This is a genomic window from Enterobacter sp. BWH64, from assembly GCF_001037645.1.
In the GTDB taxonomy this organism is placed as follows: domain Bacteria; phylum Pseudomonadota; class Gammaproteobacteria; order Enterobacterales; family Enterobacteriaceae; genus Enterobacter; species Enterobacter hormaechei_C.
Window position 1 is genome coordinate 2,515,955 of the sequence record NZ_KQ089922.1, and the last position, 14,208, is coordinate 2,530,162.

The window sequence follows — 14,208 nt, forward strand, 5'->3', positions numbered from 1 at the left end:
GGTACTATGTCTCGTAATACTGAAGCAACGAGTGATGTAAACACCTGGAGCGGCGGACACCTCAACTATAAAGAGGGTTTCTTCACGCAGCTGCAAACCGATGAGCTGGCGAAAGGCATCAACGAAGAGGTCGTGCGCGCCATTTCGGCGAAACGTAACGAGCCGGAGTGGATGCTGGAGTTTCGCCTGAGCGCATTCCGCGCGTGGCTGGAGATGGAAGAACCCCACTGGCTGAAAGCGCAATACGATAAGCTGAACTATCAGGATTATAGCTACTACTCCGCGCCCTCCTGCGGCAGCTGTGATGATACCTGTGCCTCGCAACCTGGTGCCGTTCAGCAAACCGGCGCGGAGAACAGCTTCCTGAGTAAAGAGGTGGAAGAGGCGTTTAATCAGCTCGGCGTGCCCGTGCGCGAAGGCAAAGAGGTGGCGGTAGACGCCATTTTTGACTCCGTCTCGGTGGCAACCACCTACCGTGAAAAACTGGCGGAGCAGGGGATCATTTTCTGTTCCTTTGGTGAAGCCATTCACGATCACCCCGAGCTGGTGAAAAAGTATATTGGTACCGTGGTGCCGAGTAACGATAACTTCTTCGCGGCACTGAATGCGGCGGTGGCGTCAGACGGCACCTTTATCTACGTGCCGAAAGGCGTGCGCTGCCCGATGGAGCTCTCGACCTATTTCCGCATCAATGCGGAAAAAACCGGCCAGTTTGAACGCACCATCCTGGTGGCCGATGAAGGCAGCTACGTTAGCTACATCGAAGGGTGCTCCGCTCCTGTGCGCGACAGCTACCAGCTGCACGCGGCGGTGGTAGAGGTGATCATCCATAAAGATGCGGAAGTGAAGTACTCTACGGTACAGAACTGGTTCCCGGGCGACGGCAACACCGGTGGTATTCTGAACTTCGTCACCAAACGCGCGCTGTGCGAAGGCGAAAACAGCAAAATGTCCTGGACGCAGTCAGAAACCGGCTCCGCCATTACCTGGAAATACCCGAGCTGTATTCTGCGCGGCGACAACTCCATCGGTGAGTTTTACTCCGTGGCGCTGACCAGCGGTCATCAGCAGGCCGATACCGGCACCAAGATGATCCACATCGGTAAAAACACCAAATCGACCATCATCTCCAAAGGGATCTCTGCCGGTCACAGCCAAAACAGCTATCGCGGGCTGGTGAAAATCATGCCGACGGCTACCAACGCGCGTAACTTCACCCAGTGTGACTCCATGCTGATTGGCGCGGACTGCGGGGCGCATACCTTCCCGTATGTCGAATGCCGCAATAACAGCGCCCAGCTTGAGCATGAGGCAACTACGTCACGTATTGGTGAAGATCAGCTTTTCTACTGCCTGCAACGCGGGATCAGTGAAGAAGATGCGATTTCAATGATCGTTAACGGCTTCTGTAAGGACGTGTTCTCTGAACTGCCGCTGGAATTTGCCGTTGAAGCCCAGAAACTCCTCGCCATTAGTCTTGAACACAGCGTCGGTTAAGGAAAGCACATGTTAAGCATTAAAGATTTACAGGTTAGCGTGGAAGAGAAAGAGATCCTGCGTGGCCTCAATTTTGACGTCAAACCGGGTGAAGTTCACGCCATCATGGGGCCAAACGGCTCCGGGAAAAGTACGCTTTCAGCGACGCTGGCAGGACGCGAAGATTATGAAGTTACCAGCGGCTCCGTTGAGTTTAACGGCAAAGATCTGCTGGAGATGTCGCCGGAAGAGCGTGCCGGCGAGGGCATCTTTATGGCCTTCCAGTATCCGGTGGAAATTCCGGGCGTCAGCAACCAGTTCTTCCTGCAAACCGCGCTGAACGCGGTGCGCAAGTATCGCGGCCTTGAGGCGCTGGATCGCTTTGACTTCCAGGATCTGATTGAAGAGAAGATCAAGCTGCTGAAAATGCCGGAAGATCTGCTGACCCGCTCGGTAAACGTGGGTTTCTCCGGCGGTGAGAAGAAACGTAACGATATTCTGCAAATGGCGGTTCTGGAACCGGCGCTGTGCATTCTCGATGAGACCGATTCAGGGCTGGATATCGATGCCCTGAAGATCGTTGCCGACGGGGTGAACTCCCTGCGTGACGGCAACCGCTCATTTATCATCGTGACTCACTATCAGCGAATTCTGGACTACATCAAACCGGACTATGTCCACGTGCTTTACCAGGGACGCATTGTGAAATCCGGTGACTTTACGCTGGTTAAACAACTGGAGGAGCAGGGTTATGGCTGGCTTACCGAACAGCAGTAATGCACTTCAGCAGTGGCACCGGCTGTTTGAAGCGCAGGGTGGAGCGCGCTCTGAACAGGCTCAGCACCATCTCCAGCAGATGCTGCGTCTCGGTTTACCGACGCGTAAACATGAGAACTGGAAATATACCCCGCTGGATGGCCTGCTGAACGGCGAGTTTGTCACCCGTCTGGCGCAGGTCAGCCCCGATCAGCGCGACAGGCTGGCGCTGAGCGTGGATGCCGTGCGTCTGGTGTTTGTCGACGGTCTGTTCCGTGCGGAGCTGAGCGAAAGCGTGCAGGAGAGCGGGTTCGATATCGTCATTAACGATGAACGACAGTCGCTGAACGCGCCCGTTCAGCCTGAAGTCTTCCTGCACCTGACAGAGAGCCTGTCGCAATCTGTCACCCATATTCGCGTTAAGCGTAACCAGCGTCCGGCGAAACCGCTGCTGCTGATGCATATCACCCAGGGCGTTGAGGGTGATGAGATTAACACCGCCCACTATCGCCACCATCTTGAGCTGGCAGAAGGGGCGGAGGCGACGGTGATCGAGCATTACGTCAGCCTTAACGACACCCGTCATTTTACCGGTTCGCGTCTGACGATGAACGTGGCGGCCAATGCTCAGCTGCACCACATCAAGCTGGCGTTTGAGAATCCTCTCAGTCACCACTTCGCCCACAACGATATTCTGCTGGGCCAGGATGCCGCGGCGTACAGCCACAGCTTCCTGCTTGGCGGCGCGGTGCTGCGCCACAATACCAGCACCCAGCTGAACGGTGAAAACACTACGCTACGTATTAACAGCCTGGCGATGCCAGTGAAGTCAGAAGTGTGCGACACGCGCACCTGGCTTGAGCATAACAAAGGCTACTGCAACAGCCGTCAGCTGCACAAAACCATCGTCAGCGACAAAGGACGTGCGGTGTTTAACGGCCTGATAAACGTGGCGCAGCACGCCATCAAAACTGACGGGCAGATGACCAACAACAACCTCTTGCTGGGACGTCTGGCAGAGGTGGACACCAAACCACAGCTGGAAATTTATGCGGACGACGTGAAATGCAGCCACGGGGCGACGGTCGGGCGTATTGACGATGAGCAGATGTTCTACCTGCGCTCGCGCGGGATAGACCAGCAGGCCGCGCAAAAGATGATTATTTACGCCTTTGCGGCTGAGCTGACGGAAGCGCTGCCCGATGGCGGACTTAAACAGCAGGTGCTGGCCCGTATCGGTCAGCGGCTGCCTGGAGGCGAAGCATGACATTTCCCGTAGAGAAAGTCCGGGCAGATTTTCCGGTACTGACCCGTGAAGTGAACGGTCTGCCGCTGGCCTATCTCGACAGTGCGGCCAGCGCGCAAAAACCAAATCAGGTGGTGGATGCGGAAGCCGAGTTTTATCGCCACGGTTATGCGGCGGTACATCGCGGGATCCACACCCTGAGCGCCGAGGCGACCCAGCGCATGGAAAACGTGCGCACGCAGGTTGCGGCCTTCCTCAACGCGCGTTCGCCGGAAGAGCTGGTGTTTGTGCGTGGCACCACCGAAGGGATCAACCTGGTGGCTAACAGCTGGGGCAATGCGCAGGTGCACGCGGGGGATAACATCATCATCACCCAGATGGAGCACCACGCCAACATCGTGCCCTGGCAGATGCTCTGTGAGCGTGTGGGGGCGCAACTGCGGGTGATCCCCCTGAATGAAGACGGCACGCTCCAGCTGGAAAAGCTGGACGCCCTGCTGGACGACAGAACGCGGCTGGTGGCGGTGACCCACGTTTCAAACGTGCTGGGGACGGAAAATCCGGTGGCGCTGATCGTCGACAAAGCCCATCAGGCCGGTGCGAAAGTGTTGATTGATGGCGCCCAGGCGGTGATGCACCATGCGGTTGACGTTCAGGCCCTGGACTGCGATTTCTACGTCTTCTCCGGGCACAAGCTGTATGGCCCGACGGGCATCGGCGTGTTGTATGTGAAAGAGGACATTCTCCAGGCCATGCCGCCGTGGGAAGGGGGCGGGTCAATGATCGCCACCGTCAGCCTGACGGACGGCACAACCTACGCCCGTGCGCCCTGGCGCTTCGAGGCGGGTACGCCCAACACGGGCGGGATCATCGGGCTGGGCGCGGCCATTAGCTACGTCACTGAAACGGGGCTGGCGGCGATTCAGGAGTACGAACAGCAGCTGATGCATTATGCCTTGCAGGAGCTGGCCAGCGTCCCGGAACTGACCTTATATGGCCCTGCTGACCGTCTGGGTGTGATAGCCTTCAACCTCGGCAAGCATCACGCCTATGATGTGGGCAGTTTCCTTGATAATTACGGCGTCGCCGTGCGTACCGGGCATCACTGCGCGATGCCGCTGATGGCGTATTATCAGGTACCGGCTATGTGCCGCGCATCGCTGGTGATGTACAACACAACGGAAGAGGTCGACAGACTGGTGGCGGGACTAAAACGTATTCACCAGCTGCTTGGCTAACGGAGAGGCGAGAGATGGCAGATTTGCCGGACAGAGATAAATTGCTGCGCAACTTTGGGCGTTGCGCAAACTGGGAAGAGAAATACCTTTATATCATCGAGCTGGGTCAGCGCCTGCCGCCGCTCAGCGAAGAGGCGCATAACCCGGACAACATCATTCAGGGCTGCCAGAGCCAGGTCTGGATCCTGATGCAGCAGACGGACGAAGGCGTAATTCAATTACAGGGTGACAGCGATGCCGCCATTGTGAAGGGGCTTATTGCCGTCGTATTTATTCTTTATCACCAGATGTCGGCGCAGGATATTGTCGCCTTTGACGTTCGCCCGTGGTTTGAAAAAATGGCCTTAACCCAGCACCTCACCCCGTCCCGATCCCAGGGACTGGAAGCGATGATCCGCGCCATACGCGCCAAAGCCGCAATCCTTAGCTAAACTGACAGAACAGCATTCATTCTGTTTCGCGAGGTGGTTTCCACCTCGCTGGTTTTTCAGCTTTCTGACGTTTGGTCAGTGAATAAGGAATCTCAGCATGAAGCGCGCATCTCTAATAACTCTATTACTCCTTGGTTCGCTCAGTGCTGTTAATTCAGCCTGGGCGGTTGATTATCCTTTACCGCCCGCAGGCAGCCGCCTGATTGGGCAAAACCAGACATACACCATTCAGGAAGGTGACAATAAACTTCAGTCTATCGCTCGTCGCTTTAATACCGCCGCACAGCTGATCCTTGAAACCAATAATACCATTGCTCCGGTGAACCCTGCGCCAGGAACGGTCATTACCATCCCTTCCCAGATGCTACTGCCGGACACCGAGCGTGAGGGCATTGTGGTGAATCTGGCGGAGCTGCGTCTTTACTTCTATCCGCCTGGCGAAAATATCGTGCAGGTCTATCCGCTGGGTATTGGTCAGCTTGGGCTGGAAACACCGGTCAGCACCACCCGTGTGAGTCAGAAAATCCCTAACCCTACCTGGACCCCCACAGCGGGCATCAGAGCGCGCTCACTGGCCCAGGGCATTAAACTGCCGCCTGTGGTACCCGCAGGGCCAAATAACCCGCTGGGGCGCTTTGCGCTTCGTCTGGGTATCGGGAATGGGGAATATCTTATTCACGGCACCAGCGCGCCGGACAGCGTAGGGCTGCGGGTCAGCTCGGGTTGTATGCGGATGAACGCGCCCGATATCAAAGCGTTGTTTGAGCAAGTGCGCGTCGGCACGCGGGTGCAGATCATCAATGAGCCGGTGAAGTTCTCCGTCGAGCCGGACGGCAAACGTTATATCGAGGTGCACAGGCCGCTGGCGCAGGCTGAGGGCGAAAACCCACAGACGGTGCCGTTCACGCACTCGGCGGCGTTTACCGCCTTTGCAGCGGAGTCAGGTAGCGATAAAACGCAAATCGACAAGGCCCTGGCGCGCAGAGCGGGGATCCCGGTTGCCGTGTCAGCAGGCAGTGGTTCTTCAGCCAGCAATTCTGTCCTGTCGGTACAGAACAGTCGTGTCTCAGCGGCGGTGGCGGAAGGCGAGGGAGAGAAAGCGCTTCAGTAGAGGTTTGACGAAGGCAAAAAAAATGGCGCACAATGTGCGCCATTTTATTAACAGGTACTATTACTTACGGTATTTAGTAGCCTGGTTGTCCAGACGCTGGTTAGCGCGAGCTGCGTCGTCTTTAGCAGCCTGAACGTCGGAACGCATTGCGTTCACGTCGTTGCTCAGCTGGTCAACTTTAGCGTTCAGAGTCTGAACGTCAGAAGACAGCTGATCGATTTTAGCGTTGCTGGAGCAACCTGCCAGCAGAGTAGAACCCAGGATTACCGCGCCCAGTACCAGTTTAGTACGATTCATTATTAATACCCTCTAGATTGAGTTAATCTCCATGTAGCGTTACAAGTATTACACAAAGTTTTTTGGGTTGAGAATATTTTTTTGATGGGATTACGCCTATTTTTGATCGTTCGCTCAAAGAAGCAACGAAATCGGCAATTTTGACGAAAAAGCTATGTTAAAAAAGGCATTTTTCATCGGATTCATCTTAGATAAATCGCGATTAAATAGAAAAACCCGATTTGCTTTTTGAATAGTTCTGGTTAAAGGCGGGAATAAAAAAAGCGCCCCGAAGGACGCTTTTTAACAAAACAATAATTTGTTCGTGAAATATTACAGCACGTGGACAGATGCAGTGTTGGTGGTGCCGCTTGGAACCAGCGCGCCAGAAACCATAACCACCACGTCGCCTTTCTGGGCCAGGCCACAATCAACCAGTTCCAGAGCCACTTCTTTACCCAGACGATAGAAATCATCGGTAGAGGCAATCTCTTTCACCAGGTGTGGGATCACGCCTTTGCTCAGCACCAGCTGACGCGCGGTGGTTTCGTTGGTGGTCAGCGCCAGAATGGTCGCATCCGGGAAGTATTTACGCACGGCACGCGCAGATTTACCGCCCTGGGTCGCCACGACAATCAGTGGGGCTTCCAGTTTCTCAGCGGTTTCTACCGCACCACGGCACACGGCTTCGGTAATGCGCAGTTTACGGCTGTCGTTGTTGTAATCCAGACGGCTTTTCATCACGCGGTCGGTACGCTCACAGATGGTCGCCATGATGCCGACCGCTTCCAGAGGGTATTTCCCTTTTGCAGATTCGCCAGACAGCATAACGGCATCGGTACCGTCGAGGATGGCGTTTGCCACGTCGCCTGCTTCAGCGCGGGTAGGGCGTGGGTTTTTGATCATGGAGTCCAGCATTTGCGTTGCGGTGATAACCACTTTACGCGCGCGAACACATTTCTCGATCATCATCTTCTGCGCGAAGATCACTTCTTCAACCGGGATTTCTACGCCCAGGTCGCCGCGCGCAACCATGATACCGTCAGACGCTTCGAGGATTTCGTCGAAGTTGTTCAGGCCTTCCTGGTTTTCGATCTTGGAGATGATCTGAATGTTCTCGCCGCCGTGCGCTTTCAGGTGCTCACGGATCTCAACCACGTCAGAACGTTTACGGATAAAGGAGGCAGCAACGAAGTCCACGCCTTGTTCGCAGCCGAAGATCAGGTCTTGTTTGTCTTTTTCAGCCAGCGCTGGCAGAGCAATGGACACACCCGGCAGGTTAACGCCTTTGTTTTCGCCCAGATCGCCGTTGTTCAGCACTTTACAGATAACCTTGTTACCTTCGATCGCCGTCACTTCCATGCCGATCAGGCCGTCATCTACCAGCACGGTGTTGCCAACGGACAGATCGCTGGTGAAGCCTTCGTAGGTCACGGCAACGATTTCGTTATTACCTACAACGGATTTGTCGGTGGTGAAGGTGAAGGTCTGGCCCGCTTTCAGGGAAACGTCGTTACCGCCTTCCAGTTTGATGGTGCGGATTTCAGGACCTTTGGTGTCGAGCAGGATTGCCGCTTTTTTCCCGGTCTTGCTCATCACGTTGCGCAAGTTCTGAATACGCTGACCGTGTTCAGCATAGTCGCCGTGGGAGAAGTTCAGACGCATCACGTTCATGCCGGCATCCAGCATTTTGCTCAGCATCTCTTCGGATTCGGTTTTCGGGCCGATAGTACAAACAATTTTCGTCTTTTTCATGACAGTCTTAGTCTTTAAGTTGGGAAGGATATGGAAATCTCGCTCCGGGGGCGCACCGCCGCGGAGTCAAACCTGTGTTGCGAAAGAGTATATGACACGCACTAAGAATAGGTGACATCAAATGAGCGTGCAGAAGAAAGTGTGCCTGAGTGCCAGCCCAACGAAGGAGAGGAGAAGTTGTACGTTGTTTTTTGTATTCCAAGCGCTGAAACCATTCACCAGGGATTTGGCGCGCATTATACGCTGATTTACAGTAAAAAGGAAAATGGAAACAGCGTTTCAAAACAATCTGTGCAGATTCACATAAGTTTGTTATCAAGGCGTTAAGGTCTAATGTCATCTTATGACGGCAGGCGCAACGCCCGCCGTTTTTTGCTCACTTTTCCAGCGCCTGCTGAAGGTCGGCGATCAGATCCTTCGCATCCTCAATCCCCACCGACAGGCGGATAAGCTGCGGCACAATGCCGTTTGCAAGACGCTGCGCCAGAGGTATGGAGGCGTGGGTCATGCTGTAGGGCTGGCTCACCAGACTCTCCACACCGCCCAGACTTTCCGCCAGGGTAAAGAGCGTAAGATGACGGATCACCTCTGCCGCGCGTTGCACATCGCCTTTAATCACAACGGAGATCATGCCGCCCGGCAGCGCCATTTGTCTGCGTGCCAGCGCATACTGGGGATGTGACGCCAGCCCGGGATAGAACACGCGGTCTACCTGCGGATGCTGCTCCAGCCATTGCGCAATTGCCAGTGCGTTGGCGCTGTGCTTCTCAACGCGCAGAGAGAGGGTGCGAATCCCCCGCAGCGTCAGGAAACTGCTGAACGGATCCAGAACGCCGCCAACCGCGTTTTGCAGATAGCCCAGACGCTCCGCGAGATCCTTATTTGCCCCGACAACAGCCAGCCCGGCAACCACGTCTGAATGACCGTTGAGATATTTAGTGGCGGAGTGGACCACTATATCGAACCCCGCCTCCAGCGGCCGGTGAATGACCGGGGAGGCGAAGGTATTATCCGCCACGCTGATCGCATTATGGCGCCGGGCAATGTCCGCGATGGCCTCCAGGTCGGCCAGTTTCAGCAGCGGGTTCGTTGGCGTTTCCACCCAGATCATGCGGGTGTCCGGGCGAATGGCGGCCTCAAGCCCGGCTACATCGTCCGGCTTAACCCAGCTCACCTGTAACCCGGTGCTGCGCTTGCGCACGTTTTCGATCAGGCGATACGTACCGCCATACACGTCGTCAATGGCGACGATATGGCTGTCTTTATCCAGCAGTTCGAGCACGGTGGAAATGGCTGCCAGCCCTGACGCGAAAGCGTACCCGCGCGTGCCGCCTTCCAGTTCGGCGATGGCGGTCTCCAGCGCGTGGCGGGTTGGATTGCCGCTCCGGGAGTATTCGTAGCCGGTATGTTCACCCGGTGCCGGTTGCGCAAACGTCGACGTGGCGTAAATTGGCGGCATCACGGCGCCGTGCGGGTCGTGATACTCACCGCTGTGAACGCTGAGGGTGGCCAGGTTTTTCATCTTTTGCTCCTTTTATTTTGTCAGGCGGTTACGCCAGGCGGTGAGTACATCACTGCGTGTGATTAGACCCAGAAAGCGATCTTCGTCATAAATAATCGCCACCAGGCCACGGTCAAAGATGGCGTACAGGGCGCTCTCCGGGGCCTGCTTATCCAGATATTCGACCTGACGCGTCATGGCCGCCGTCACGGGGAGAGAGAAGCGATCGGCATCTCCCCCGATGTGTCGCAGCAGGTCCCACTCGTCGATGATGCCGACGACCTTGTCGTTATCGAGCACCGGCAGCTGGGAGATGTCGTACAGGCGCATGCGGGCCAGCACGGTGGAAAGCGTGTCGTCCGGGGCGGCAGTCACCGTCGCGCCTTCATCGTGGCGCAGGGCAATATAGTCCGAGAGATCGCCTGCCTGCGGACGCGAAATCAGCCCCTGCTGGCGCATCCAGTCGTCGTTGAACATCTTCGAGAGGTATTTATTGCCGCTGTCGCAGGCGAAGGTGACCACACGTTTTGGCGTAGTCTGCGCCTGGCAATATTTCAGCGCCGCCGCCAGCAGCGTGCCGGTGGAAGAGCCCGCCAGGATCCCTTCCGTTTTTAGCAGATCGCGGGCGGTGGTGAACGCCTCGCCATCGGTAATGCGCCAGGCGCGGTTAACCCCTTCGATGTGCGCCAGCGGAGGGATAAAGTCTTCGCCAATCCCCTCAACCAGCCACGATCCGGCATCGTGATGGCGTCCGGTCTCAACCTGGTCCGCCAGCACCGACCCGGCCGGATCGGCAAGCACAAATTCCGTCTGCGGCGAATGTTCTGCAAACCACGCCTGTAAGCCGCCCAGCGTACCGCCGGACCCCACGCCGACGACGATGGCATCGATCTGGCCGTCAAGCTGTTCAAACAGTTCCGGTGCGGTAGTGGTGCGGTGCGCCAGCGGATTGGCCGCGTTATTGAACTGATCAATATAAAACGCGCCTGGCAGTTCGTTCGCCAGCCGCCGGGCATAATCCTGGTAGTAGGCCGGATGCACTTTATTCACATCTGAACGGGTCAGCACGACCTGCGCCCCTAACGCGCGCAGGTGGAAAATCTTCTCGCGGCTCATTTTGTCCGGCACCACCAGGATCAGCGAGTAGCCCTTCTGCGCCGCAATCAACGCCAGCCCCAGGCCGGTGTTCCCCGCCGTGGCTTCAATAATGGTGCCGCCGGGCCGTAGCTGGCCCGTACGCTCGGCTTCATTAATCATCGACAGCGCGACGCGGTCTTTAATCGAGCCGCCGGGATTCTGGTTTTCCAGCTTCAGAAACAGCGAGCAGGGGCCGGTGTCCAGCTTGTGCAGCTGGATGAGCGGCGTACGGCCAATCAGTTCGGTGACGGAGTGGTAAAGCGTCATGGTCATGTCCTGTGAAGGGGTGATGACCGGATGATAGAACCATGAAATTTTCTCAATAAAGAACCTTTCACTGAGTTTTAGAACGGAAAGGAATAATCCTTGTGTTTTCAGATGGAAAGACAGCAAGACGTAAAGTTGTCCGGATGTGAGGATGGCTATATCCGCATAAAGTGCTGCAAAATTAGCCGATTTCGTCGGGTGAGTAAGACCTGATATGCAAATGGCAGATAATTATTGCTGATATTCATCTAAATGCTTTTCACCCGCCAGTTCGCTGCTTATTCCTGAGCATTATAAGAAATTCTTTTTTGGTCATTTAAAAGCTGATAACGGCTGTTTACTATCTTTTGGACATCCATACTGCTAAACCGCTATATGCGAAACGGATAACGAATAAGAATGATTGTACTCAGCAATATTTCGAAGGTTTTTGACAACGGGAAACAGGCGCTGACAGCCGTAGATAACGTCAACCTGACGATAGAACAGGGACAGATTTACGGGATCATCGGTTACAGCGGGGCCGGGAAAAGTACGCTGATCCGTCTGCTGAACGGTCTGGAAAAGCCCAGCGCCGGCAGCGTCACCATTAACGGTCAGGATATCTCCGCCGCGAAGGGAGAAGCGCTGCGTCAGGCACGCCTGAAAATCAGCATGGTGTTCCAGCACTTTAACCTGCTTTGGTCGCGCACGGTGAAGGAAAATATCGCCTTTTCAATGCAAATTGCCGGTGTGCCAAAAGCGCAAATTCAGGCTCGCGTTGCCGAGCTGGTGGAGCTGGTCGGCCTGAAGGGGCGCGAGAATGCCTACCCATCCCAGCTGAGCGGCGGGCAAAAACAACGTGTGGGCATTGCCCGCGCGCTGGCCAATCATCCGGACGTACTGCTGTGTGACGAAGCCACCTCGGCGCTGGATCCGCAGACCACCGATCAGATCCTCGATCTGCTCCTGGACATTAACCGTCGCTTTAACCTGACCATCGTACTCATTACGCATGAGATGCACGTGGTGCGCAAAATCTGCGACCGCGTGGCGGTGATGGAAAACGGCAAGGTGGTGGAAGAGGGGGACGTGCTGAGCGTGTTTACGCGTCCGCAGCAGCCGATCACCCGGCAGTTTGTCCGCCAGGTGAGCCAGTACGCGGAGGAAGAGACCTTCAATACCGAACTGGCAAACGATCTGGAAGGCACGGTGATCAGGCTGACCTTCACCGGGCACAGCACGCACAGGCCGATCGTCGGTGAACTGACCCTGCGCTACGGCCTGCCGTTTAACATCCTGCACGGCAAAATGACGCAAACCGCCCACGGTGTTTTCGGGCAGCTCTGGGTGCACGTGGTGGCATCGGACGAACAACTGAACAATATCCTCGCCGACCTGAAGCAAAGCGATATTGAAGGCGAGGTAATCAAGCATGGCTGAAGAACTCTTTCCGCACCTGAAGTGGGATCAGCTTTGGGCTGCAACCCAGGAGACGCTTTACATGACCGCGCTTTCCGGCGTGGCGACGTTTGTCCTGGGGATCGCGCTCGGTCTGGCGCTGTTTTTAACCGCCCGCGGCGGGTTATTCCACAACCGCACGGTCTACAGCGTGATGTCGATTGTGGTGAACGTGTTCCGCTCGATTCCGTTCATCATTCTCATCGTTCTGCTGATCCCGTTCACCAAGACCGTTGTGGGGACCATTCTCGGCGCTAACGCTGCGCTGCCCGCCCTGATTGTGGGCGCGGCGCCGTTCTACGCCCGTCTGGTCGAGATTGCCTTGCGAGAAGTAGACAAAGGAGTCATTGAGGCCACGCGTTCGATGGGCGCGCGGCTGAGCACGTTAGTGTTTCGGGTTTTATTGCCGGAATCTTCACCCGCACTGGTTTCAGGTATGACGGTGACGCTGATTGCGCTGGTGAGCTACAGCGCAATGGCAGGGGTGATAGGTGCCGGCGGTTTGGGAAATCTGGCTTATCTGGAAGGATTCCAGCGCAACCATGGTGACGTCACGCTGGTGGCAACGGTGACCATTCTGATCATCGTGTTCATTATCCAGTTCTGCGGCGATGCCATTACTTCACTGTTAGATAAACGCTAATAAATACACACAGGAACCACATCATGAAAAAGACACTGACACTGATCGCCGCCGCAACCCTGAGTGCCCTGAGCTTTGCCTCCTGGGCGGACACGCTCACCGTGGGGGCGTCCAACACCCCGCACGCGGAAATTCTGGAGCAGGCTAAGCCGATTCTGGCGAAGCAGGGGATCGATCTGGAGATTAAACCGTTCCAGGACTACATTCTGCCAAACACGGCGCTGGCGGGGCATGACATTGACGCCAACTATTTCCAGCACATCCCTTACCTGAACAGCGTCCTGAAAGATCATGCGGGCGATAAGGATTATGATTTTGTCAGTGCGGGCGCAATCCACATTGAGCCGATCGGTATCTATTCGAAAAAATACAAATCGCTGAAGGATCTGCCGGAAGGCGGCAAAATCATCATGCGTGATGCGGTTTCCGAGGAAGGGCGTATTCTCTCCATCTTCGAAAAAGAGGGCGTGATCAAGCTGAAGCCAGGCATCGATAAAGTGACCGCGCGCATCAGCGATATCGTGGAGAACCCGAAAAAGCTGCAATTCACCCCTAACGTTGAGGCATCTCTGCTGCCGCAGATGTACAACAACGACGAAGGTGCTGCGGTGGTGATCAACGCCAACTACGCAATTGATGCCGGTCTGGATCCGGTGCACGATCCCATTGCGGTTGAAAGCGGTGAGAATAACCCGTACGCCAACATCATTACCGTTCATCGCGGTGACGAGAAGAAGAAGGATATCGTCGCGCTGGTGAACGTGCTGCACTCCAAAGAGATTCAGGACTGGATCCGCACCAAATACAAAGGCGCAGTCATCCCGGTAAACAACTAATCTCCTGATTTTCCAGACGAAGCCCGGCGAACTACACGCCGGGCTTCTTTTTTGTATCCAGCCGACGAATGATTTAAGCTGACGGTTTAGGGCAA

General features: G+C 55.6%; 13 protein-coding genes. 9 read left to right on the forward strand and 4 right to left on the reverse strand.

Going from position 1 to position 14,208, the window contains the following annotated elements:
- The first annotated feature begins 6 nt into the window (after window positions 1-6).
- From sufB to SK50_RS12115, 6 genes are all read left to right on the forward strand, one after another.
- Window positions 7-1,497, forward strand: a complete 1,491-nt coding sequence (gene sufB, locus SK50_RS12090) for a Fe-S cluster assembly protein SufB (protein ID WP_045344241.1) — start codon at window positions 7-9, stop codon at window positions 1,495-1,497.
- Between the two features lie 9 nt (window positions 1,498-1,506).
- Window positions 1,507-2,253 carry a Fe-S cluster assembly ATPase SufC gene (gene sufC / locus SK50_RS12095; RefSeq protein WP_039270946.1) on the forward strand — a complete coding sequence of 249 codons (747 nt, stop codon included), beginning with the start codon at window positions 1,507-1,509 and terminating at the stop codon, window positions 2,251-2,253.
- On the forward strand, window positions 2,228-3,499 hold the full coding sequence (sufD, locus tag SK50_RS12100; RefSeq protein ID WP_039270943.1) for a Fe-S cluster assembly protein SufD: 1,272 nt from the start codon (window positions 2,228-2,230) through the stop codon (window positions 3,497-3,499). The genes sufC and sufD overlap by 26 nt, the downstream gene beginning before the upstream one ends.
- Window positions 3,496-4,716: a cysteine desulfurase SufS gene (gene sufS / locus SK50_RS12105; RefSeq protein WP_045344243.1), complete on the forward strand. Its 1,221-nt coding sequence runs from the start codon at window positions 3,496-3,498 to the stop codon at window positions 4,714-4,716. Before sufD ends, sufS begins: the two co-directional genes overlap by 4 nt.
- Window positions 4,717-4,730: 14 nt before the next feature.
- Window positions 4,731-5,147 (forward strand): cysteine desulfuration protein SufE, encoded by a 417-nt coding sequence (gene sufE, locus SK50_RS12110; protein ID WP_015570705.1) that lies wholly within the window; start codon window positions 4,731-4,733, stop codon window positions 5,145-5,147.
- A 97-nt stretch (window positions 5,148-5,244) separates the two neighbouring features.
- Window positions 5,245-6,258: a L,D-transpeptidase LdtE gene (locus SK50_RS12115; protein ID WP_032648093.1), complete on the forward strand. Its 1,014-nt coding sequence runs from the start codon at window positions 5,245-5,247 to the stop codon at window positions 6,256-6,258.
- Between the two features lie 60 nt (window positions 6,259-6,318).
- Here SK50_RS12115 and lpp read toward each other — a convergent pair whose 3' ends face one another.
- The 4 genes from lpp to SK50_RS12135 form a co-directional block, all read right to left on the reverse strand.
- Entirely contained in the window at window positions 6,319-6,555 is a 237-nt protein-coding gene (lpp, locus tag SK50_RS12120) for a murein lipoprotein Lpp (protein WP_001082307.1), read from the reverse strand.
- 312 nt (window positions 6,556-6,867) lie between these two features.
- Entirely contained in the window at window positions 6,868-8,289 is a 1,422-nt protein-coding gene (gene pykF, locus SK50_RS12125; protein ID WP_015570703.1) for a pyruvate kinase PykF, read from the reverse strand.
- Between the two features lie 376 nt (window positions 8,290-8,665).
- Window positions 8,666-9,811, reverse strand: coding sequence for a trans-sulfuration enzyme family protein (locus SK50_RS12130; protein ID WP_017693564.1), 1,146 nt, complete (start codon window positions 9,809-9,811; stop codon window positions 8,666-8,668).
- A 12-nt stretch (window positions 9,812-9,823) separates the two neighbouring features.
- Window positions 9,824-11,194, reverse strand: a complete 1,371-nt coding sequence (locus SK50_RS12135) for a pyridoxal-phosphate dependent enzyme (RefSeq protein WP_048229486.1) — start codon at window positions 11,192-11,194, stop codon at window positions 9,824-9,826.
- Window positions 11,195-11,593: 399 nt separating this feature from the next.
- Here SK50_RS12135 and SK50_RS12140 point away from each other — a divergent pair, with 399 nt between their 5' ends.
- Genes SK50_RS12140 through SK50_RS12150 form a run of 3 tightly spaced genes read left to right on the forward strand, consistent with a single transcriptional unit; the run spans window position 11,594 to window position 14,113 of the window.
- Window positions 11,594-12,616, forward strand: coding sequence for a methionine ABC transporter ATP-binding protein (locus SK50_RS12140; protein WP_045334085.1), 1,023 nt, complete (start codon window positions 11,594-11,596; stop codon window positions 12,614-12,616).
- The gene (locus SK50_RS12145) at window positions 12,609-13,277 is read left to right on the forward strand and encodes a methionine ABC transporter permease (RefSeq protein ID WP_017384621.1); all 669 of its coding nucleotides are present in this window, start codon (window positions 12,609-12,611) and stop codon (window positions 13,275-13,277) included. The genes SK50_RS12140 and SK50_RS12145 overlap by 8 nt, the downstream gene beginning before the upstream one ends.
- Before the next feature lie 23 nt (window positions 13,278-13,300).
- The gene (locus SK50_RS12150; protein ID WP_003857677.1) at window positions 13,301-14,113 is read left to right on the forward strand and encodes a MetQ/NlpA family ABC transporter substrate-binding protein; all 813 of its coding nucleotides are present in this window, start codon (window positions 13,301-13,303) and stop codon (window positions 14,111-14,113) included.
- Window positions 14,114-14,208 lie beyond the last annotated feature (95 nt).

Bases quoted from the DNA above. Each gene is read 5' to 3' on its own strand.
- sufB (WP_045344241.1), top strand. From the start codon at position 7: ATGTCTCGTAATACTGAAGCAACGAGTGATGTAAACACCTGGAGCGGC.
- sufE (WP_015570705.1), top strand. From the start codon at position 4,731: ATGGCAGATTTGCCGGACAGAGATAAATTGCTGCGCAACTTTGGGCGT.
- SK50_RS12135 (WP_048229486.1), bottom strand. From the start codon at position 11,194: ATGACGCTTTACCACTCCGTCACCGAACTGATTGGCCGTACGCCGCTC.
- sufD (WP_039270943.1), top strand. From the start codon at position 2,228: ATGGCTGGCTTACCGAACAGCAGTAATGCACTTCAGCAGTGGCACCGG.
- sufC (WP_039270946.1), top strand. From the start codon at position 1,507: ATGTTAAGCATTAAAGATTTACAGGTTAGCGTGGAAGAGAAAGAGATC.
- sufS (WP_045344243.1), top strand. From the start codon at position 3,496: ATGACATTTCCCGTAGAGAAAGTCCGGGCAGATTTTCCGGTACTGACC.
- SK50_RS12145 (WP_017384621.1), top strand. From the start codon at position 12,609: ATGGCTGAAGAACTCTTTCCGCACCTGAAGTGGGATCAGCTTTGGGCT.
- pykF (WP_015570703.1), bottom strand. From the start codon at position 8,289: ATGAAAAAGACGAAAATTGTTTGTACTATCGGCCCGAAAACCGAATCC.
- lpp (WP_001082307.1), bottom strand. From the start codon at position 6,555: ATGAATCGTACTAAACTGGTACTGGGCGCGGTAATCCTGGGTTCTACT.
- SK50_RS12150 (WP_003857677.1), top strand. From the start codon at position 13,301: ATGAAAAAGACACTGACACTGATCGCCGCCGCAACCCTGAGTGCCCTG.
- SK50_RS12115 (WP_032648093.1), top strand. From the start codon at position 5,245: ATGAAGCGCGCATCTCTAATAACTCTATTACTCCTTGGTTCGCTCAGT.
- SK50_RS12140 (WP_045334085.1), top strand. From the start codon at position 11,594: ATGATTGTACTCAGCAATATTTCGAAGGTTTTTGACAACGGGAAACAG.
- SK50_RS12130 (WP_017693564.1), bottom strand. From the start codon at position 9,811: ATGAAAAACCTGGCCACCCTCAGCGTTCACAGCGGTGAGTATCACGAC.